Here is a 21147-nt window from a genome sequence, read left to right as displayed (position 1 = left end):
TATAACGAAAAAGCCCTCAAATAGTTGACTGTTTGAGGGCGTTTTTATTTTATTTAAGTATTGTTTTAAAAAACATATTCTAGACCAATTCCCAATACTTGCTTTAGCTGTACTTTTGCGCCTTCATTAATTTTTACGCCATTTTCTTCTTTAATGACATCAATGTCTTCGTCATAAACCAAATTGAAACCAACGTTTGCTTTTACGTATTCATTTACTTTTAAATCTGCGTAAGATTGCCAATCAACATCGATATTGCCGAAATTGTGTAGATAATCGGTGTACAAAGACAAACGGTTTTTTATGATTATATTGGTAAAAACTTCTTTTTCAATATAAGAAGTTGCTAAGATACCAAGCTCTGTTTTGGAACGTTCTCCCTTGAAAATTAAATTTCCATCTACATCATAAACTGCTTTCTTGACACCATAGGCACCTGCATCGGCTAAAGTTTGGTCAAGGACAAGTGTGCTTTTTAATGTTAGGGGAGATAAATAGAGGTTTAATTTTTCGGGTTTATAAATGTACTCTGATCCAATTCCTAAAAAGGTATATGCCGGAGCAAATGGTTTTGAAATAGGGTTTTTGGTATTTGGATAATTGTATCCATCGGTAAATTGGGTATTGAAGTTGAATTTAGCCGAATGATACCAATTTGATGATGTGTTTGTTCTATATCCATATGTGGAGTTGATTTTAAAAACATCATCTGTTTTTCTGAGTTCAATTCCTTCTTGTTTGTTCATGCCATATCTGAAAATAAGTTCACTTGCCCAAACTTGATTGTCGTCTTTGTAATCTCGTTTAAGATGCCCTCTTACCAGTCCTGTTATGGCACTGGTACCCCCAGCACTCCAGTTAACAAATGCAATTTCTGAAATGTCGATTCCCATAATGTTCTTGTTGGTCCAATATGAAACAGTATCCGGCTTTGATGTTATAATGGTTGTAAGAGCCTGATCAATCTTGTTTGCATTTATGGTGTCCGCTTTAGTGGTAATTATTTTAATTTGTGCGAAACTACATATTGAAAGTAGTAAAAATATAACTAGAATAGGTTTGGTTACAAAGGTCATAGTAAGGCTGTGGTATTTTAAGGTTGCAAAGTAATTAATTTCAATAACTTGAGAAAATTATTTCTAAACTATCAACGGAGATTTTACAATATTGTTGTAATTCATCAATAGAACCTTGTTCAATAAATACATCTGGTATTCCTAAAAGTTGTATTTTAGAGGTATAATTATGGGTAGCCGCAAATTCCAGAATTGCACTTCCAAATCCGCCTTTTATGATTCCATCCTCAATAGTTATAATCGTTTCGAATTGGTTAAAAATAGCATGTAGCTCGTTTTCATCAAGAGGTTTTACAAAAGCAAAATCATAATGGGCAAAATTTTCAGGATGTTGTATTTTGGCTAAGGCCAATGTCACATTGTTCCCAATTGTGCCCGTAGATAAGATAGCTACTTTTGAGCCACTTTGCAGAAGTTTTGCTTTCCCGATTTCTATTTTTTCGTATTTTCCTAAATGTAATTTTTTCCAATTATTGGTTACACCTCGTCCTCGCGGATAGCGTATCGCAATGGGATGGTTTAAGCCCAATTGTGCGGTATATAAAATATTTTGTAAATCAATTTCATTCAACGGGGCATAAATAATCATGTTTGGAATACAGCGTAAGTAGGCCAAATCAAAAACACCGTGATGCGTTGCGCCATCTTCGCCAACTAAACCGGCTCTGTCCAAACAAAAAATAACGGGTAAATTTTGTAATGCCACATCATGAATCACTTGGTCGTAAGCTCTTTGTAAAAAAGTAGAATATATATTGCAATACACAATCATTCCTTGAGTTGCCATTCCAGCAGACAAGGTTACGGCATGCTGTTCCGCAATTCCTACATCAAAAGCTCTTTTCGGAAAGGCATCCATCATGAATTTCAAAGAACTTCCAGAAGGCATTGCTGGAGTGATTCCAACAATTTTTTCATTCTTTGTGGCCAAATTCAAAATGGTTAATCCAAAAACGTCTTGGTATTTTGGAGGTAAATTCTCTTCTTGTTTTGGAATGATTTCACCAGTTGTGGCATCGAATTTACCAGGAGCGTGGTACTTGACTTGGTTTTCTTCTGCTTGTTGAAGGCCTTTGCCTTTGGTGGTAATAAGGTGCAGAAACTTCGGCCCTTTTATTTTTTTCAGCCGCTTCAATTCTTTGATTACTGCAAAAATATCATTACCATCAATTGGTCCGGAATAATCAAAATTCAATGACCGAATCATATTGTTTTGTCTCGGGTTTTTCCCCTCTTTTACGGAAGTAAGATATTTTTTGAGCGCACCTACACTCGGGTCAATTCCGATAGCGTTATCATTTAGAATTACCAATAAATTAGCATCAGTTACTCCCGCATGATTTAGACCTTCAAAGGCCATTCCTGATGCTATCGAAGCATCGCCGATTACTGCAATGTGTTGTTTGTTGAAATCGCCTTTTAAATTAGAAGCTATCGCCATTCCCAAAGCTGCCGAAATAGAAGTGGAGGAGTGGCCTACGCCAAAAGTGTCATAAATGCTTTCACTTCTTTTTGGGAAACCCGAAATACCGCCCAATTGACGATTTGTGTGAAAAATGGTTTTCCTTTCGGTAAGGATTTTATGTCCGTAAGCCTGATGGCCCACATCCCAAACCAATAAATCGTCGGGAGTGTTAAAGATATAATGCAAAGCAATCGTGAGTTCCACCACGCCAAGACTAGCGCCAAGATGACCTTCTTTGGTCGCGACAATATTGATTATAAAATCGCGTAATTCTTGAGCCAATTGAGGAAGTTGCGCTTCGTCAAGTAAGCGTAAATCGATTGGGGAATGGATATGTTCGAGTAAGTTGCTTTTCATTATAGTTTAAAAAGCGAATTTACGGTTTTAAATTGAAAGTTTTGTTTAATACGTTTGCTCGTCTTTAATGGAAATTGAATCAATTTTTGAAATATATTCAGTCCTAAAAAAAGATTTTTTTAGGACTTTTGTTTTGACATATAAGGTTATGTAGTATTTATTACTTACTGGTTTTCCATTTTGAAGACCTGGACGCCAATTTTTAGCTGTTTTTAAAAGTTGGACAAACTCTTCTCCAGTTCCGTTTTCTAAATCTTTTATTATTTTAATGTCACTTAAGCTTCCGTCTTTTTTAATTATATATGAAGCTTGAATTTTACCGTTTAGGGATTCTCTGTTTTTGGGAAAAATATAATTTTTCTGGATATGGTTTTTAAATTCATTTTCGCCTCCAGGATATTCAGGACTGTTATAAATAGTTTCCCAGATTGTCACGGTTTCTTTATCAATATCTTTTGTTTTGTTTGAAATCACTTTGTTATTGATTCTCGAAAGATCGATAGTGACTTCTGGAGAAATATTACCCATAGTAGTCATTTCAATAAGTGAATCATTTTTAGGTTTACGATATTTGTACTTCTTCTGATTGGGCTGTTTTGTAAATTTAACCTGGTCTATTTTGGGAGGTGGTGGAGGTGACGGAATATTATGAAGTGTATCATTTGGATTGTACTTCGCATCGCCAACCACAATTCTATCAGTTTCAGGTTTAGGTTCGTTTACAATTTCAATTTTATCGATTTTTTGTTTGCTTCCGTTTTTATCAGAACAACTAAATAAAGTCGTTCCCATTGCTATAAATAAAGCCAATAAAAATATTTTGTGATAATGCGTTTGCGAATATAAAACTTGATTTGGAATTTGGATCGTCAACGAATTCAATTGAGAATTCTTAAATCGTCCGCAAATGTTGTTCTGCTGTTGAAAATATAATTGGATTTCATCAGGTAACATATTGGTAAAATCGATTACATTTTTGGAACAGCTTTCACAAAATCGGCCATTGTCATTTGAAGTCATTTTGTTCCAATCTTCGTGACAGGGTTTTGGAATGGTGATTTTGTGTTTTGTGTGCATAATTTCGATTACTGAATTTTAAAAGTAATGAAAATTACTTCAAAAGTGTACTTTTGTTTTATGGAAAACATTTTTACGGACGAGTACTTTATGAAGAAAGCTTTGCAGGAAGCTGAAACGGCTTTTGCTAAAGGCGAAATCCCTGTGGGAGCTATAATTGTGGTAAATAATACCGTAATTGCCCGAAGTCATAATTTAACCGAATTGCTAAATGACGTTACCGCTCATGCGGAAATGCAGGCCATTACCGCTGCTGCCAATTTCCTTGGCGGAAAATACCTTAAAGATTGCACGCTTTACGTTACATTGGAACCTTGTCAAATGTGCGCCGGAGCTTTGTATTGGAGCCAGATTACCAAAATTGTTTATGGAGCCAGCGATGATCATCGTGGTTTTATGAAAATGGGGACTCAATTACATCCAAAAACTGCTGTTGTTCGCGGGGTTATGGCGAATGAAGCTTCGGAACTGGTGAAACGGTTTTTTGCTGAGAGAAGAAAATAGTCTTTTTAACCGAAATCCCTAGCCCAGATTGCTTCGCCAGTTCGCTCCGCTCGTGTGAAGTAATCTTTTTATTTTTCCTTTAAAAATAAAAAGATTACTTCACTTAATTTTTATTTTCATAGGAGTTTAGTGAACTTCGTTTGTAACGAATAGCTGGAAATAGTTCCTAAAAATTACCTTCAAAAAATATTTTACCCCCAAAGAATTTTCTTCTTAAAATAATAAAATAAATACTATACTTTTACTACAATATAATATGTGTTTTTGCAGTTATGGTTTTGACTGCGATATGTTGCCAAAATTTTAATTTGTAACCCATTAACTCTAAATAAAAGTGAAAACAAAAGGATTAATTTTCGTGTTTTTTGTATGTGTTTTGTTTCAGGCTTGCGGCCGAAAATCAGCCGCCGATTTTAATTCCGATTTTTCATTATTTAAAGAGTATATAGTCAGTTTTACGGGGGGAATTGTCTCGGCACAATCGGATATTCGCGTGGTTTTGGCTTTTGATAATAACAATTGGAAAGTCAATCAGGTTTTGGACGATGATTTATTCGACATTTCTCCAAATGTGCACGGAAAAGTGGTAGCACTTTCGAACAATACGATTGCTTTTATTCCTGAAAAAAAGCTGGACTCGGGTACGGAATATCAGGTGACTCTGCATTTGGATAAACTGAATCCAAAAGTGGCTGAAAAAAATAAGGAACTTTCCAATTTTAATTTCACGGTAAAAACCATCAAGCAGGATTTTATTGTGAACACGCTCGATGTTCAGTCTTACAGCAAGGAATACCAATATCTGAATTGTGTGCTGAAAACAGCAGACAATATCGATTTTGAAACTGCCAAAAAATTGGTTGAAGCCGAACATAACGGTAATGATTTGAAAATTATTTTCGAGAAATCGAATACTGTTGGCAAAGAATTTAAATTCAGAATCGACAGCATTCAGCGAGTGGATTCTGCAAGTAATCTCGAGATAAAATACGACGGAAGCGATTATGATATGGACCAAAAAGGAACCATTGATTTCCCGATTACGGCACTGAATGAGTTCAAAGTCATTAAAACCGAAATGCAGGAAGGGAACAATCAATCTTTGTCTATTAATTTTTCGGAACCATTGGAGAAAGGACAGGATTTTAAAGGATTGGTGGCAATTCAAAATACCAATAATTTAAAGTTTTCGACCCAAGGAAATGTGTTGAAAGTTTATTTTAATAATGAAAAAGCCGTTGAAAAACCGGTTGAAGTGGCTACTGAAGTTGCAGTTTCAGATTCTACTTCTGTTGCTGTCGATACTGCCACAGTCGCAGAACCTGAAGTTGTGGAACCTGAACCTGCGCTTACTTCCCAAAAGCTCTCAGGAGAATTATTACTGGAAGTTTTTCAAGGGATTGAAAGTGAATACGGCAAGAAATTAAATGAAAATTACACCGAGAAAATTTCATTTGATGAAATTAAACCCAACGTTCGTTTCATCAAGAACGGTACTATTTTGCCAAGTTCCAGTAATTTAAAACTTAATTTTGAAGCCGTAAATCTTAGTGCGGTTGATGTCAAAGTATATAAAATTTACAAAAATAACATTCTTCAATTTTTGCAGGATAATGAGTTGAACGGCACCCGAAATTTGAAAAGGGTCGGACAGCCCGTTGCTAAATCAACGCTTTATCTCAATGAAAACAAGTTAGTCAATCCAAGCAAATGGAACACTTTTGCTTTGGATTTGTCCAAAATTATAACTCCAGAACCGGGGGCTATTTACAGAGTGGAGTTCTCGTATAAAAAAGCCTATTCTTTATACAAATGTGAAAACTCAGAAGCAGATGATAGCGACAATGAGGAAGCAGAAGAAGTGGATGAAAAAGAGGTGAATTACAGTCAAAATGCCTACGATGATTACTACTATGATGATTATGAATGGAGGGAAAGTCAAGATCCATGTTCTAGTTCGTATTATTATAATGCCAAGATCGGAACAAATATTTTGGCGTCGGATGTTGGGGTAATTGCCAAAAGAGGAGAAAATAAATCGTATTTATTTGCCGTAAATAATATCATTACTACCGAACCCATTTCAAATGCAAGAGTGGACTTGTATAGTTTTCAACAGCAAAAATTGGCTACAGGCACAACAAGTAGTGAAGGGATTGCCAGTTTTCAGTTGGACACCTTTGCCTATTTTGCCATTGTGACTTATGGAACGCAATCCACTTATGTACGTCTCGATGACGGAAATTCGTTGTCAGTGAGTAATTTTAATGTTTCGGGCGAAACGTTGCAGAAAGGTCTCAAAGGCTTTATTTATGGGGAACGCGGGGTTTGGCGTCCTGGCGATAATTTGTATTTGTCCTTTATTTTGAACGATGCTTCGAATAAATTGCCGTTGGGACATCCTATAAAATTCAGATTGAGCGATCCTAACGGAAAAGTGACGTATCAAACGGTTCAAAAAATAAATGAGTGGAATCATTACGCTTTTACCGTGCCAACAGAAGCAGATGCACCAACGGGAAGTTGGGAGGCAATGGTCAGTGTCGGTGGAGCGAAGTTTTACAAAAACATCAAAATCGAAACCATCAAACCGAATCGTTTGAAAATTAAAAATACGTTCAAAAGAGCGGTGCTTTCGTCTTCGTACCCAAACACAAGTAATCTTGAGGTGACGTGGCTTCACGGGGCTGTCGCCAAAAATTTGAATGTCGAAATGCAGGCTAAATTTTCGCCACAAACAACTACTTTCAAAAACTATGAAAAATTTACTTTTGATGATTTGGTACGACAATTCAGCACCGAGGAAATTACTGTTTTTTCGGGTAAATTAGATGCCAACGGAAAAGCCAATACTGCTATAAATCCAAAAATACAAGGAGTGGCGCCTGGTATGCTCAAGGCTTCGTTCATCACAAAAGTGTATGAGGAAGGCGGTGATTTCAGCACCGATGTTATCTCGACTACCTATTCTCCATTCAATACTTATGTTGGTTTGAAATCACCGGAGCCTAATAAATACGGTATGTTGGAAACCCGTAAAGTGAATCAATTTGATGTTGTTACAGTTGATGAAAACGGCAGACCAAAATCGGTCAAAAATCTGGAAGTAAAAGTCTATAAAGTAGAATGGCGCTGGTGGTGGGATGCTTCAAGCGATAATCTGTCTAATTATAACTCGGATGATGCTACGACTTCCTATAAAACTTTTAGAATAAACACCGATTCAAGAGGGAAAGGGAGTGTAAGTTTTGCATTGACCGATGAAGAGTGGGGACGTTATTTAATTAGAGTCTCCGATGAGGTTGGAGGACACGCTACGGCTTTAACTGTAAATATCGATTGGCCAATGTGGTCTGGGAAAACCAAAAACACTGATGCTTCAACGGCGAATATGTTGGTTTTTTCTACCGATAAAGAAAAATATGCTGTGGGCGAAAATGCTCAAATTTCTTTCCCTTCGAGTGAAGGGGGAAGGGCTTTTATCTCTATCGAAAATGGTTCGAAAGTAGTGCAAACACTTTGGGCAGAAACCAAAAAAGGAGAAACAAAAGTAAGTATTCCAATTACGGCTTCGATGGCGCCGAATGTGTATTTCAATATTACGTTGTTGCAACCACACGCTTCGACCAAGAACGATTTACCAATACGTATGTACGGAATTGTTCCGATTGAAGTCGTGGACAAAAACACGGTACTCGCTCCTAAATTAGTGATGCCTGATGTGTTACGTCCGGAACAGTCATTTGCTGTAAAAGTAAGCGAGCAATCCGGCAAAGCAATGACTTATACAATTGCGATTGTTGATGAAGGTTTGCTAGATTTAACGCGTTTCAAAGCGCCAAACGCTTGGGATAGTTTTTATGTTCGAGAAGCTTTGGGTGTAAAAACCTGGGACATTTATGATGATGTGATTGGTGCCTATGGTGGAAAAGTGAATCAGATTTTCAGTATTGGTGGTGACCAGGATTTGGGTGGCGGTAAAGCTAAAAAAGCGAATCGTTTCAAACCAGTTGTGATTTTTATGGGGCCTTTTAAATTGGAGAAAGGTCAAACCAAAACCCATCAGATAAAATTACCTAAATACATTGGTTCGGTAAAAACAATGATTGTTGCTGGTGATGCGACTACAAGTGCCTATGGAAGTGTTGAAAAAGCAACTCCTGTGCGCAGTCCGTTGATGGTTTTGGCTTCGTTGCCGAGAAAAATTTCTCCATCTGAAAAAGTGACGATTCCGGTTACTGTTTTTGCAATGGAAAAAAACATCAAAAACGTTACGGTTCAGATTAAAACCAATAATGGATTAAAAGTTATAGGTAGCGCAACACAAAGCTTATCATTTGCCCAACCTGACGAAAAAATGGCCTATTTCAATTTGGCTGTTGGTTCTGTTACCGGAATTGGAAAAGTGCAGATTGTGGCGACTTCGGGCAAGGAAAAATCCGTATATGATGTAGAGATTGATATGACGAATCCTAATCCTGTTACCAATGCGTTTACCGACGTGATTTTGGAACCAAACAGTTCTAAAACTATTTCTTGGAAAACGTTTGGTATTTCGGGAAGCAACAAAGCAAAATTGGAGATTTCTTCGATGCCAACCATCAATTTGAATGGAAGATTGCAGTATTTGATCCAATATCCTCACGGTTGTGTGGAGCAAACTACATCGTCTGTTTTTCCGCAATTGTATTTGAATGATATTGCCGATTTGGATGCCTATCGCAAAGATTTGATTCAAAAAAATGTAACCGCAGGAATTACCCGACTGGGAGGTTTTCAATTATCGAATGGTGGAATAACGTATTGGCAAGGCGGTACAGAGGCAGATGATTGGGGTTCTTCCTATGCCGGGCATTTTATGATAGAAGCAGAGAAAAAAGGATATTTTTTGCCTATCAACTTTAAATCAAAATGGATTTCGTATCAACAAAAAGAAGCCAAACAATGGCGATTTGAAAAACGATACGGTAATGATATGGCTCAAGCGTATCGCTTGTACACCTTAGCATTGGCGGGTGCACCCGATTTGTCTTCAATGAACAGATTACGTGAAACCAAAGGTATTTCGAACGAAAGTAAATTGCGTTTGGCTGCGGCTTATGTATTGGCTGGACAAAAATCAGCGGGTTTGACTTTATTATTGAACAGTACAATTGATGATGATTCTAACTACAGTTATTACTATTATGGTTCTGTCGATAGAAACCGTGCAATGGCTTTGGAAACGATGTTATTGCTTGGACAAAAGCAAAAAGCATTTGCAATGGCAACAAAATTGGCCAAAGATATGTCAAGTGACCAATGGATGAGTACGCAAACTACAGCTTATTGCCTTTATGCAATGACCAAGTTTTCGGTAAGCAACGGTGCCAAAGGAATCGATGTTCAGTTTAGTAAAGACGGAAAAGCGCAAACTATCAAAACGATGAAAACGATCGCAGATAGAAGTTTGGTTGTAAAAATGGGCTCGAATAGTTTGACTCTAAAAAACAATAGAAAAAACAGGTTATTTGTTCGTGTGCTGAATACAGGAATTCTACCAATAGGGCAGGAAAATGCTATTCAAAGTAATGTTTCGGCTTCTATTGTTTTCAAAAATAGAAAAGGGGGCGTTATTAATGTGTCCAAAATTAATCAGGGAACAGAGTTTATTGCTGAAGTAACCGTTAGAAACCAGAAAAATGAGCATGTAGAAAATGTAGCATTATCTCAAATTTTGCCTTCGGGTTTCGAAATTGTAAATACCCGTTTCACGGATTACGGAGACGCAACCAATAACGTAGCCGATTATATTGATATTCGCGATGACAGGACGAACTTCTATTTTGGACTGAAAGCTGGAGAAGTAAAAACTTTTAGAATATTATTGAATGCTTCTTATTTAGGAACGTATTATTTGCCAGGATTGCAATGCGAAGCGATGTATGACAATACATTTTTGGCAAGAACCAAAGGTTTTTGGGTTGAGGTGATAAAGTAAACATTGCTATTAATGAGTCACGGATGACAAGGATAGAAAGGATTTTACACTGATTGAAATAAGGTGTTTGGCTCATGAAAAAATCTGCGTGAATCTGCAAAATCTGCGTGCAATATTTTCGCGCAGATTTTGCAGATTTGTGCAGATAAAATGGAGGTAATATATTGTCTTAAATTTGTATAATACTTTGCGAATAACTTTGTGACCCTTACGGTTAAATAAAATTACTTTGAAAAACAAACTAATAGCGTTCCTACAACGCATTATCAATTGGATAGAACAGCATAAATTTAAATCATCAATGGCATTTTTGCTGTTGGTGGTTTATTATTTTTCGTTGCCTAGAACTCTTTTTCAGGAACCTTATTCTACGGTGATAGAAAGTAAAGAAGGAGAATTGCTTGGTGCCAAAATTGCACTTGATGGACAATGGAGATTCCCAGCACAGGACAGCGTCCCTGACAAATTCAAGAAGTGTATCGTCTATTTTGAAGACGAATATTTTTATAAACATCCCGGATTCAATCCTGTGGCGATGGTCAATGCTTTTCAGCAAAACAGAAAAGCAGGTAAAGTCGTTCGCGGTGGAAGTACGTTGACACAACAAGTCATTCGTTTGTCCAGAAAAGGCAAAGGGCGAACTTATTTTGAAAAAATAATCGAACTTATTCTTGCAACGAGATTAGAGTGGGGTTATTCTAAAAACGAAATTTTGGAATTATATGCATCTCACGCCCCTTTTGGCGGAAATGTGGTAGGTCTCGAAATGGCTTCTTGGCGGTATTTTGGCGTGCAATCTCATCAATTGTCTTGGGCGGAGAGTGCTACTTTGGCCGTTTTGCCCAATGCACCTAGTTTGATTTATCCCGGAAAAAACCAAATCAAATTATTGAGTAAACGCAACCGACTTTTGTTAAAGCTAAACCAAGAGGGAATTATCGACAACCAGACCTACGAACTTTCGATAGATGAGCCTTTGCCTCAAAAGCCTTACGACTTACCTCAAATTGCACCTCATTTATTGCAAAGAGTAGCCAAGAATCAACAAGGAACTCAGGTGAAAACTACGATAGAAGTTGGACTGCAAAACAGGGTCAATCAAATTGCAAAGTATTATTACAGTCAATACAAGCAAAATGAAGTTCATAATTTGGCTATTTTGGTTATTGATGTGTCTAATAGAAAAGTATTGAGTTATGTTGGCAATTCGCCTACGGACGGCAACCATCAAAAGGATGTAGACATTGTTGACGCGCCAAGAAGCACGGGAAGTATTCTTAAACCGCTCTTGTATGGAGCTATGCTCGACGATGGCGAGTTATTGCCCAATACTTTAGTGGCTGATATTCCAACACAGATTTCGGGTTATACACCTCAAAATTTCAACTTGACATTTGACGGCGCGGTTCCGGCGCATCGAGCATTGTCGCGCTCGTTGAATATTCCTGCCGTATTGATGCTACAGGATTTCGGGGTGAATAGATTTTATGAAGAATTACAGCGATTCAAATTGCGGGATATTTCAAAACCGCCAGATCATTACGGCTTATCGCTAATTTTGGGAGGAGCCGAAAGTAATTTGTGGGATTTGTGCCGAACGTATGCCGGTTTGTCCTCAACTTTGAATTATTTTAATAGAAATCAAGGACAATACAGAATCAATGAATTTGCCGAATTAAATTATGATGATAATTTTCAAGTCGATTTTGGAGACGAGACTAAGCAAAAAAACATCTTGGGAGCAGGCTCGATTTGGCTAACTTATAACGCAATGGAACAAGTCAATCGCCCCGAAGGAGATGAAGCTTGGAAATTTTATGACAGTTCGCTCAAGATTGCTTGGAAAACGGGAACAAGTTTCGGAAATCGTGATGCGTGGGCGATAGGAACTAATGCCAGATATGTGGTAGGTGTATGGGTAGGAAATGCAACAGGCGAGGGGAGACCTACATTGACAGGAGTTACCAGCGCAGCACCCATTTTGTTTGATGTTTTTAATCTGTTGCCAAGACAGCGATGGTTCGATACTCCGTATAAAGATTTGGAAGAAGTTGAAGTTTGCAGTTTGAGCGGTCATTTGGCCAAAGAAGGCTGTCCTGTCATAAAACAGCTCGTTCCCAAAAAAGGGAAAAACACTTCCATTTGTCCGTATCACAAAACGGTGCATTTGGACAAAACACAGCAATTTCAAGTCAACAGTAGTTGCGAAAACATAGAGAATATTGTGACCAAAAATTGGTTTGTATTGCCTCCAGTAATGGCTTGGTATTATAAAAGCCAGCATATCGAGTACTTGCCGTTGCCTCCGTTTCGGGATGATTGTATGGGAACACAAACGGCGACAATGGATTTTATTTATCCTAAAACCAACAGCAAAATCTATCTTACCAAAAATTTCAACAGCGAAATACAGCCTGTGATTCTAAAAGTGGCTCATTCGCAACGCGAAAGCAAACTGTTTTGGTATGTCGATAATGTTTACAAAGGCGCAACCAAAACTTTCCATGAAATGCCTATTTCGGCTACGACGGGGTTTCACTACATTACTGTTGTTGATGAATTTGGAAACGAAATCCGAAGAAAAATTGAGATTGTAAAAGAGTAATCAAGATATTTTGGGCATGCTACCATAAAGAGAAGGGCAAACTCATCGTGATGACGGTGAGTCGGCCCCCTTCTTTTTATGCTGTCGGGCTATCCATGCTACTTCGGTAGCTTATTTCTATCCCTCATGCGATCGTAGCAAGACTATTTGTTGGAACCTGAATTCTGCTTTCTGCTATCCGGACACTACTTTTTAGCCGATAAATAAACGCCCACCAAAATTATAAAAGCGCCAATACACTGAACAAATGTCAATACCTCATTATCCAGCAATCCCCAAAAGAAAGCAACAATTGGAATTAAATACGTTACCGAGGTCGCAAAAACAGGCGATGAAACCTGAATCAATTTGAAGAAGATAACGTTGGCAATCCCAGTACCAAGCACCCCTAAAATCAATATAAACCAAAGAGAATGCTGCACTTTTTCGATATGAACCACATCAAAAAAATTAGTAAAAAACAAAATCCCCAAAGCAGGAAACAGCAATATTAAAAAATTTCCAGTCGTAATGCTCAAAGGCGTCAAATCCGATAAGTATCTTTTAATTAGATTGACGTTCGTGGCATAACATATCGAAGCTATCAAAACCAGAATGGCGTAATAGTAATTTTGTTCGGGATGGTTGACCGCTCCGTTAAAAACTAGAAGCATACTTCCAAAAAGACCGATGATTACTCCCCAAATTTGGCTTCTCCTGAAAGTAATTCCAAAAAAAGCGGCTCCCAAAATCAGTGTGTTCAGTGGTGTCAATGAATTTAGAATGGCCGTTATCGAACTGTCGATTTGGGTCTCGGCTATCGCAAAAAGATAAGCTGGCACAAATGTTCCGAATAGTGAAGTTAATGCAATATATTTCCATTGATGATGCGGAATTTTAACCAAACTCTTAAACCCAATCAGGAGCAGAAAAATTGCCGCAAAAATAATGCGCAATGATCCCAATTGAAAAGCGGTCAATCCGATCAACCCTTTTTTTATCAATATAAAAGAACTTCCCCAAATTAAGGATAGAACAAACAAATAAACCCACTTCAATTGCTTCGACATCATAAACACTGTTTTGATGCAAAATTGTGAAAATTTTAAAAACTTCCACTTCTTTTTTCATTAATTTTGCAATCAATCAGAAGAAACTTAATCAATTAAAATAGTAGTAAAATGAATTTTACAAAATCAATCGCAATTATAGCACTTTCAGGATTGCTTTTTGCAAGCTGTAAAGACAACAAGGCCGAAGTAAAAACCGAAGCCGCTTCAACTGAAGCAACAGCTCCAAAAGTTAAAAAAGAAATTGCTGCCGCCAATTTACAAACAGCAAGTTTCAAAATAGAAGGAATGACTTGCGCCATAGGTTGTGCCGCAACAATTCAAGAAGAACTGACAGCACTAGATGGCGTTCAAACCGCCAAAGTAGATTTTGACAAAAAACTGGCTACTGTAACTTTTGACAAAACCGTTCAAACTCCAGAAAGCTTAACCAAAGTGGTTCAAGCAGCAGGTGACGGAAAAACATACAAAGTTTCCAATATGAAGTCTTAAACAGACTGATATTCTATAAAAAAAAGCATTCGCCACTGACGAATGCTTTTTTTATACTCTTTATTTCCATTTAATGGTTTCCATTAAACGCTGCATGTCGTTTTTGATATAACTGGCAGCCGGCATAATGGAGTCAAAATTGGGTTTGGCATAAAAATAAACCGAACCTGTTACAAAATGCTTGATGCTGTCAGTAGCGTAAAACTGGGAATTGGTAGCAGCATTTCCATCTACTTGATAAAACATTCCATACACTTTTTTATCTGGGTTTAGATATGGTTGTTCTAATATGTCATCAGCTTTGATGACATGCTCGTATGTTAATTTTTGAGCATCCCTAAGCAGTTTTTTTATGTTGTTATTTACAGGTTTGTAGGTCAGGTAAATAGTGGCTTTCATCTTTGGATATGTGATAGAATATCCACAATCCTTGTCTTCTTTGATAATTGCTTTGGAATTCATATCAAATTCAAATGGGCAATGACCTTTAAGTGTGACATATTCCGCTTCGGGGTAATCTAGTCTTAAATAACTGGCTGGTTTAGGCAAAACATCATTTTTACATCCAACTACAGTATAAAAGAATGTAAAAAGTAGCGCTATAGCTGTAAATTTTTTAAGCATTTTAATTTTATTCAATCGTTACTTTAATTTGTTTGATACGTTTTTGGTCCGCGGATTCGATGACAAACGTACAGTTTTCAAAAACTATTTTATGCCCCTTTTTAGGAAAATTGCCTAAAATTTCAAGAATAAATCCTGCCAACGTTTCTGCTTCCCCTTTTTTCTCTTCAAATAAATCTTCATCAACATCAATAATCCTATAGAAATCTTTCAGGTTTATTTTGCCTTCAAAAATATAATTTTTATCATCAATTTTAGAAAAATTAACGGGTGCATCATCATATTCATCACTGATTTCCCCAACTATTTCTTCAATAACATCCTCTAACGAAACCAATCCTGATGTTCCTCCATATTCATCAACCACAATGGCCAAATGGCTTTTCAAACTTTGAAAATCTTTGAGCAAATTGTCCAATTTTTTATTTTCGGGAACAAAGAAGGGCTCTCTTAATAAAGTGGTCCAGTCAAATTCGATATCATTGATATATGGAAGTAAATCTTTGACAAACAAAACGCCTTCTATTTGGTCAATATTATCTCGATACACAGGAATTCTGGAGAATCCTTTTTCTATGATTTTTGGGTAAATTACTGCAAAAGACTCGGTGATTTCCAAAGCAAAAATGTCTATTCTTGGACTCATGACTTGTTTAGTGTCTGTGTTTCCAAAAGACACGATTCCTTCCAGTATTTTTTGTTCTTCGGTTGAAGTCTCACCAGTATCGGTCAGTTCTAAAGCTTGAGATAGTTGGTCTATCGAGAAATTTGATTTTTGTTTTCCCAATTTATTCTGTAAATACAAGGTGATCGAACGCATTGGAATACTTACTGGTGACAATACTTTGTCTAATCCTGAAACGGGATAAGCAATTAATTGGGCAAACTTTATATTGTTTCTGCTGGCATATACTTTTGGCAAAACTTCACCAAAAAGCAATAACAGGAAAGTAACTAAAATTACTTCGGTTATGAATTTTAAAACAGGCGATTGTATCGCTGCAAAAAGATCTTTTCCAACAAATGAAAATAGAATAACAACTGCAATGTTAATGAAATTATTGGCTACGAGTAATGTTGCCAAGAGTTTTTTTGGTTTCTCCAAAAGGCGGGATATTATTCTTCCTTTGGAATTATTTTCCTGAAAGGAATCGTCTAAATCTTTTTGCGATAAGGAGAATAATGCTACTTCGGCACCCGAAACTATTGCAGAGCAAAACAGCAAAATAATAATTCCGATAAAACCGAATATTAAGGTAAGGTCAACTTGAGAGGCAATCTCTAAACTGGGCTCTGGGTCCAAATTCTTATAAATTAGTTAAACAATTAAAACGGCAAGTCATTGATAGGCAAGTCGTTATTTTGTGGGTCAAAGTTAGTGTTTTTTGTGGATTCCGAAGAATTTATTGCTTTATTGCTTTCAGTATCTTTCTTGGTAGTCAAAAAAGTAAACTCGGTCACCTGAATTTCCATTGTATGTTTTGTCGAACCGTCTTCGGCTTGCCATTGTCTTGATTTTATTCTACCCTCTACATAAATCTTATCTCCTTTCGAAAGGTATTTTTCGCAGATTTCAGCCGCTTTGTTGCGAACTACTAGATTGTGCCATTCGGTAGAAGTGATTTTTTCGTTGGTCGTTTTGTTGACATAGACTTCATTTGTGGCTAATTGAAATCTTCCGATACAGTTTCCTCCGTCAAAATAATGCATTTTGACATCGTCGCCAAGATGGCCTATAAGCATCACTTTATTTAATGTTCCGTTCATGATTTGGTGGTATTTCTATCAAAGGTACATTATTTTTTGAAAACTACTTTTATGGGATTCCTATAAATAATTGCATTAATCCCGGATTCAGGATTAAAGAGCTTATAACACAGATTTACACAGATTAATTTGTGATAATCTGTGAAATCTGTGTTATAACTAATAGGTTTTATGTCTAATGCGTAATCTCGGTTAATTCAGTTTTACTAACCCCAAATTACTTTTGCTACTTCCCGCTTTTTTTGATTAATGCCCAAACGCTTTCGTTAAAGTTGCTTCTGTTGATTCCTGTTAGTTTCTCAAGAACCTTGAAATAATTATCATTGTTTTTTTCGTATTTACCACAACTAAGCAATTCAATAATGGCAGGGAATCCTTTTTCTTTTTCGATTTTTTCAACGATTAAAGCGTTAATCAAATAGCTCACGATAAGGTGTTTTTCTTTGCTTTCGCCAAAATTATAAAACCCGTCATACAAACTCAACCAATCTGATTTTGGATTGGAGGCTACTTTTTCTTTGAATGTCTTTAGGATTTGTGACCAAGTGATTCCCCAACTTCCTCCGTAAAGGTAAGCGCAACCCTCATCAACTGGTTTGTTGATTGTATTTTTTGGAATAGCATTTCTAGCTCGTTCGTGCCATAAATCGTGGGGGTCAAAACTATTGAAATTGGTATTATAAGTTCCATTTACCAATAAAGTAGTATTGTTTTCATTGGCATTAAAAGTGCTCACAGAACGTCCATTATATTCTAATTTATACAAAACTCCAATGCTTTTAAGCAGTTCCGGCATATCGTTGCATCCGTACCAACTGATATTGTCCTGCTGGGCATTTAGTTTCTTGTCAAACAATGCGACATCTTTTACATACTCAGTGGCGACTTTGGTGTTTAGTTCTTTTTTAAAATGGAAAGTAGCATTTCCTATTTTTTTGGTTTGCCAAGAGAGAGTATTGCGTTGCAAAGGGGATAGGAAATAGAATTTGTCGTCTATGTATTTAGCAAGAATTTCAAAACTGGCGTTTAAAACTGGTGTGTTTTCATTTATACCTATATAAGAGAATTGGATTATGAAATTGCTTTTGTCGATTTGCACCACATTGGTCAAATAACCTTTGTAGAAATTATCATCTTTGAATTTGACACTTTTCTCAATTCCTTTCATTTCGTCCAAAAGGATTGAAGTTTCAAGTAAATCATCTTTTAAGACAAAAACATTCTCTTTGTTTGGGCTTTCTTTTTGACTCAAAAAACCATTTAAGGATTTCAGAAGATGATTGGCTATCAAAGTGTCTTTTGGTAAAACGATATTTGAAGGGACGATTAAAGGATTGGTTTGTGCAAAAGAAAGAGTCGTTATAAAGAGTAATCCGATTAATAAAGATTGTTTTGATTTCATATTATTGTTTGCATTAACATTGAGATTAATAATGAAGTAGGCATTGATTTATGATTTCCATCGTACTTGATAAGGATACATTTCATAAACGACATTGTCCTCATTTAATGTATAACCCGCTTTCCCGTCTTGTTTTGCTTCTTCATATAACTTATTTGCTTCTTCTTTTTTATTCAATCGAACCAAGCAAATCGTTTTATAATATTTTGCATCAGATAGATTAGGGTACAATTTTAGTGCTTTATCAAAAATAACAATTGCTTCTTCCCATTTTTTTTGTTCATATTTTGAAACTCCATAATAAAATAAAGCGGTAGGATGCTCTAGTCCTTGTCGGTTTTTAAAAATATCATCATTGTATTCTCCAAAAAGTTTCTCTGCTTTGGCATATTCATTCAGTTGCAAATAGCATAAGCCAATATAAAAATTATAGGTATGGTCCATTACGTAGCTATTTCCAAATTTCTTGATGCAATCTTCGAAATCCGAAATGGATTCCTTGTACGTTTTGGCAAAAATACATTTGATAAAAGCTCTGTAAGCTTGATGTTTTTGAGGATTCAGTTGTACGGCTTTGTCTAAATATACCATCCCAACTTCGTATTTTCTAGCTTTGAAATAAGGCATGGCTTTTTGTTGCCACAAATATGATATGGTACTGTCTTTTTGTATTCCGGTATCAAGACATTGTTGCCATTCGGTCATTTCATAATTATAATTATGTTTTTCGGCACAATTTGTAACAAATTCTTCGATTATGGCTTCTTGGTTTTTCTTGATTGTTTCGGGATTGGTTTGCGCAAATATTGTCAATCCAAGATTCAGACTTAATAAAAGGATAATTTTTTTCAAAGTGAAGTGTTTTTATGTTATAAAAGTAGAAATATCCTACGCAACAAGCAAAATGGTTTGGCTTTAATTTAACATCACTATTTGTTCAACTTATGTTTTGTAATGGTATTTAGGAAGAAAGCTATAAAGACTCTTGTTGTTAAATGTCATCATAAATACTGAACTTCTTGTTCCTTGACTTGGGTGAGGGATAGCAGCTAGTTACCGAAGTAGCGCGAATAGCCCGACGCTATAAAACAATGGGGCAAAATTCGCGTTGCTATAATTTGGCCCCGTTGTTTTATAGGGTCACCCCCAATTAATTTCACAGTTTCTCTTCTATGAAATTATGAATCACGATCGGGAATGGGAAAGTTTTGGCTGTTTCGAGGTCAATACCATTTTCGATTGTGCCTTTTAAACTTGCTTTCCAAAACTTGATGTGCAAATGTTGGTGCGAGAGTTTATGGACGATACTTTCTTCATTGTATTCCAATAGGCTCTCTATTTTGTTTTCCTGGAAAAAATTTTGGCTGATTTGTTGGGCCACGGTTTCGAAATCTTCGACTTTGTCGGTTTCGATTAAAGGGAACTCATATAGATTGTGCCAAATTCCTTTGGCGGTGCGTTTCTGGATGATAGTGTTCTCCAAATCATCGACGGCTACTATATAATTAAAGTAGCGATTTCGAACTTTAGTTTTCTTTAATTTTACGGGTAATTGATCTACTTTCTTTTTTTGCAGAGCGGCACAGCTATTATTAAAGACACATTCGGTGCAATTTGGATTTTTCGGTACGCATTGCAGTGCGCCAAATTCCATTATGGCTTGGTTGAATAGCGCAGGGTTGTCTTTTGGCATTAGTTCGAAAGCCAAAGCAGCGAATTCTTTTTTGGCTGAAGCTTGTGCAATGTCGGTTTCCACGTCAAAATAGCGTGAAAGTACCCGGAACACATTTCCGTCAACCACGGGAACACATTCATTATAGGAGAAGGACGCAATTGCCGCGGCAGTGTAGTCGCCAATTCCTTTAAGTTTTAGCAAGTCGGCATAATTGTCCGGAAAGATGCCGTTCATTTCAAAGGCGACGGTTTGTGCGGTTTTGTGCAAATTCCGTGCGCGTGAATAATACCCTAATCCTTGCCAAAGTTTTAGGACTTGTTCTTCATTGGCTTTTGCCAGATCAAAAACAGTCGGAAAAGCCGTAGTAAATGATAAAAAATAAGGTGTTCCTTGAGCCACTCTTGTTTGTTGAAGCATGATTTCGGAGAGCCAAATCGGGTAAGGATTGGTCGTTTTTCGCCACGGTAAATCGCGCTTGTTTTGTAAGTACCACTTAATTAGCGTGTTGTGAAATTTCATTGTAAAAAATTTGAAAACAAAAGTAATTGTTTATGTAATTAAAATTTAACGAATTAGGTTGATTTATTGTTTTTTAAATTCATATATTTGCAAACTCAAAAAAATTATTACAACATAATAAAAAGGAAAGAAAATGACGAAAGCAGATATCGTAGCGAAGATTTCAGAAAAATTAGGTCTTGAAAAAGGGGATGTGCAAGCAACCGTAGAGACTTTTATGAACGAAGTAAAAAACTCACTTGAAACTGGTGACAATGTTTACCTAAGAGGTTTCGGTAGTTTTATCGTTAAAACAAGAGCTGAAAAAACTGGAAGAAATATTTCCAAAAATACCACTATTAAAATTCCAGCACACAACATTCCTGCATTCAAACCTGCGAAAGTTTTTGTTGAAGGTGTAAAAGTGAACAACGAAGCAAAATAACACTATTAATTAATCATAAAATCTATTAGATATGCCAAGTGGTAAAAAAAGAAAGAGACATAAGGTAGCGACGCACAAACGTAAAAAAAGAGCGAGAGCTAACCGTCACAAAAAGAAAAAGTAGTTTTAAA

Annotated in this window: 15 protein-coding genes; 5 read left to right on the top strand and 10 right to left on the bottom strand. The window is 36.5% G+C overall.

Annotation, left to right across the window (positions count from 1 at the left end):
* Positions 1 to 65: 65 nt before the first annotated feature.
* Genes C8C85_RS06135 through C8C85_RS06125 form a run of 3 tightly spaced genes read right to left on the bottom strand, consistent with a single transcriptional unit; the run spans position 66 to position 3975 of the window.
* Positions 66 to 1076, bottom strand: coding sequence for a DUF3078 domain-containing protein (locus C8C85_RS06135; protein WP_116796283.1), 1011 nt, complete (start codon positions 1074 to 1076; stop codon positions 66 to 68).
* A gap of 40 nt (positions 1077 to 1116) precedes the next feature.
* Positions 1117 to 2898: a 1-deoxy-D-xylulose-5-phosphate synthase gene (locus tag C8C85_RS06130; RefSeq protein ID WP_116796282.1), complete on the bottom strand. Its 1782-nt coding sequence runs from the start codon at positions 2896 to 2898 to the stop codon at positions 1117 to 1119.
* A 45-nt stretch (positions 2899 to 2943) separates the two neighbouring features.
* Positions 2944 to 3975 (bottom strand): energy transducer TonB, encoded by a 1032-nt coding sequence (locus C8C85_RS06125; protein ID WP_116796281.1) that lies wholly within the window; start codon positions 3973 to 3975, stop codon positions 2944 to 2946.
* 60 nt (positions 3976 to 4035) lie between these two features.
* On the opposite strand from C8C85_RS06125, the gene C8C85_RS06120 reads away from it, so the two are divergent.
* From C8C85_RS06120 to pbpC, 3 genes are all read left to right on the top strand, one after another.
* Positions 4036 to 4479, top strand: coding sequence for a nucleoside deaminase (locus tag C8C85_RS06120; RefSeq protein ID WP_116798398.1), 444 nt, complete (start codon positions 4036 to 4038; stop codon positions 4477 to 4479).
* A gap of 334 nt (positions 4480 to 4813) precedes the next feature.
* Positions 4814 to 10459: an alpha-2-macroglobulin family protein gene (locus C8C85_RS06115; RefSeq protein WP_116796280.1), complete on the top strand. Its 5646-nt coding sequence runs from the start codon at positions 4814 to 4816 to the stop codon at positions 10457 to 10459.
* A 229-nt stretch (positions 10460 to 10688) separates the two neighbouring features.
* Complete coding sequence (gene pbpC / locus C8C85_RS06110) at positions 10689 to 13064, top strand: penicillin-binding protein 1C (RefSeq protein WP_116796279.1); 2376 nt, start codon at positions 10689 to 10691, stop codon at positions 13062 to 13064.
* Between the two features lie 185 nt (positions 13065 to 13249).
* On the opposite strand, the gene C8C85_RS06105 is transcribed toward pbpC, so the two are convergent.
* Complete coding sequence (locus C8C85_RS06105) at positions 13250 to 14116, bottom strand: DMT family transporter (protein WP_116796278.1); 867 nt, start codon at positions 14114 to 14116, stop codon at positions 13250 to 13252.
* Positions 14117 to 14224: 108 nt separating this feature from the next.
* On the opposite strand from C8C85_RS06105, the gene C8C85_RS06100 reads away from it, so the two are divergent.
* Positions 14225 to 14605, top strand: coding sequence for a heavy-metal-associated domain-containing protein (locus C8C85_RS06100; RefSeq protein WP_116796277.1), 381 nt, complete (start codon positions 14225 to 14227; stop codon positions 14603 to 14605).
* 60 nt (positions 14606 to 14665) lie between these two features.
* Here C8C85_RS06100 and gldD read toward each other — a convergent pair whose 3' ends face one another.
* From gldD to mutY, 6 genes are all read right to left on the bottom strand, one after another.
* Complete coding sequence (gene gldD, locus C8C85_RS06095; protein WP_116796276.1) at positions 14666 to 15229, bottom strand: gliding motility lipoprotein GldD; 564 nt, start codon at positions 15227 to 15229, stop codon at positions 14666 to 14668.
* Between the two features lie 7 nt (positions 15230 to 15236).
* Positions 15237 to 16532, bottom strand: coding sequence for a gliding motility-associated protein GldE (locus tag C8C85_RS06090; protein ID WP_116796275.1), 1296 nt, complete (start codon positions 16530 to 16532; stop codon positions 15237 to 15239).
* 23 nt (positions 16533 to 16555) lie between these two features.
* Positions 16556 to 16996 carry a single-stranded DNA-binding protein gene (locus C8C85_RS06085; protein WP_116796274.1) on the bottom strand — a complete coding sequence of 147 codons (441 nt, stop codon included), beginning with the start codon at positions 16994 to 16996 and terminating at the stop codon, positions 16556 to 16558.
* A 226-nt stretch (positions 16997 to 17222) separates the two neighbouring features.
* Positions 17223 to 18398, bottom strand: coding sequence for a hypothetical protein (locus tag C8C85_RS06080; RefSeq protein WP_116796273.1), 1176 nt, complete (start codon positions 18396 to 18398; stop codon positions 17223 to 17225).
* Between the two features lie 48 nt (positions 18399 to 18446).
* Positions 18447 to 19250 (bottom strand): tetratricopeptide repeat protein, encoded by an 804-nt coding sequence (locus C8C85_RS06075; protein ID WP_243412074.1) that lies wholly within the window; start codon positions 19248 to 19250, stop codon positions 18447 to 18449.
* Between the two features lie 304 nt (positions 19251 to 19554).
* Positions 19555 to 20592 carry an A/G-specific adenine glycosylase gene (mutY, locus tag C8C85_RS06070; RefSeq protein ID WP_116796272.1) on the bottom strand — a complete coding sequence of 346 codons (1038 nt, stop codon included), beginning with the start codon at positions 20590 to 20592 and terminating at the stop codon, positions 19555 to 19557.
* A gap of 133 nt (positions 20593 to 20725) precedes the next feature.
* On the opposite strand from mutY, the gene C8C85_RS06065 reads away from it, so the two are divergent.
* A complete protein-coding gene (locus tag C8C85_RS06065) occupies positions 20726 to 21016 on the top strand; it encodes an HU family DNA-binding protein (protein ID WP_035634379.1) in 291 nt (96 codons plus the stop codon).
* Positions 21017 to 21147: the final 131 nt, after the last annotated feature.

The organism is Flavobacterium sp. 103 (genome assembly GCF_003096795.1).
In the GTDB taxonomy this organism is placed as follows: Bacteria; Bacteroidota; Bacteroidia; order Flavobacteriales; family Flavobacteriaceae; genus Flavobacterium.
Note: the sequence above shows the minus strand (reverse complement) of the source record. Positions and strands in the feature narration are given on the sequence as shown.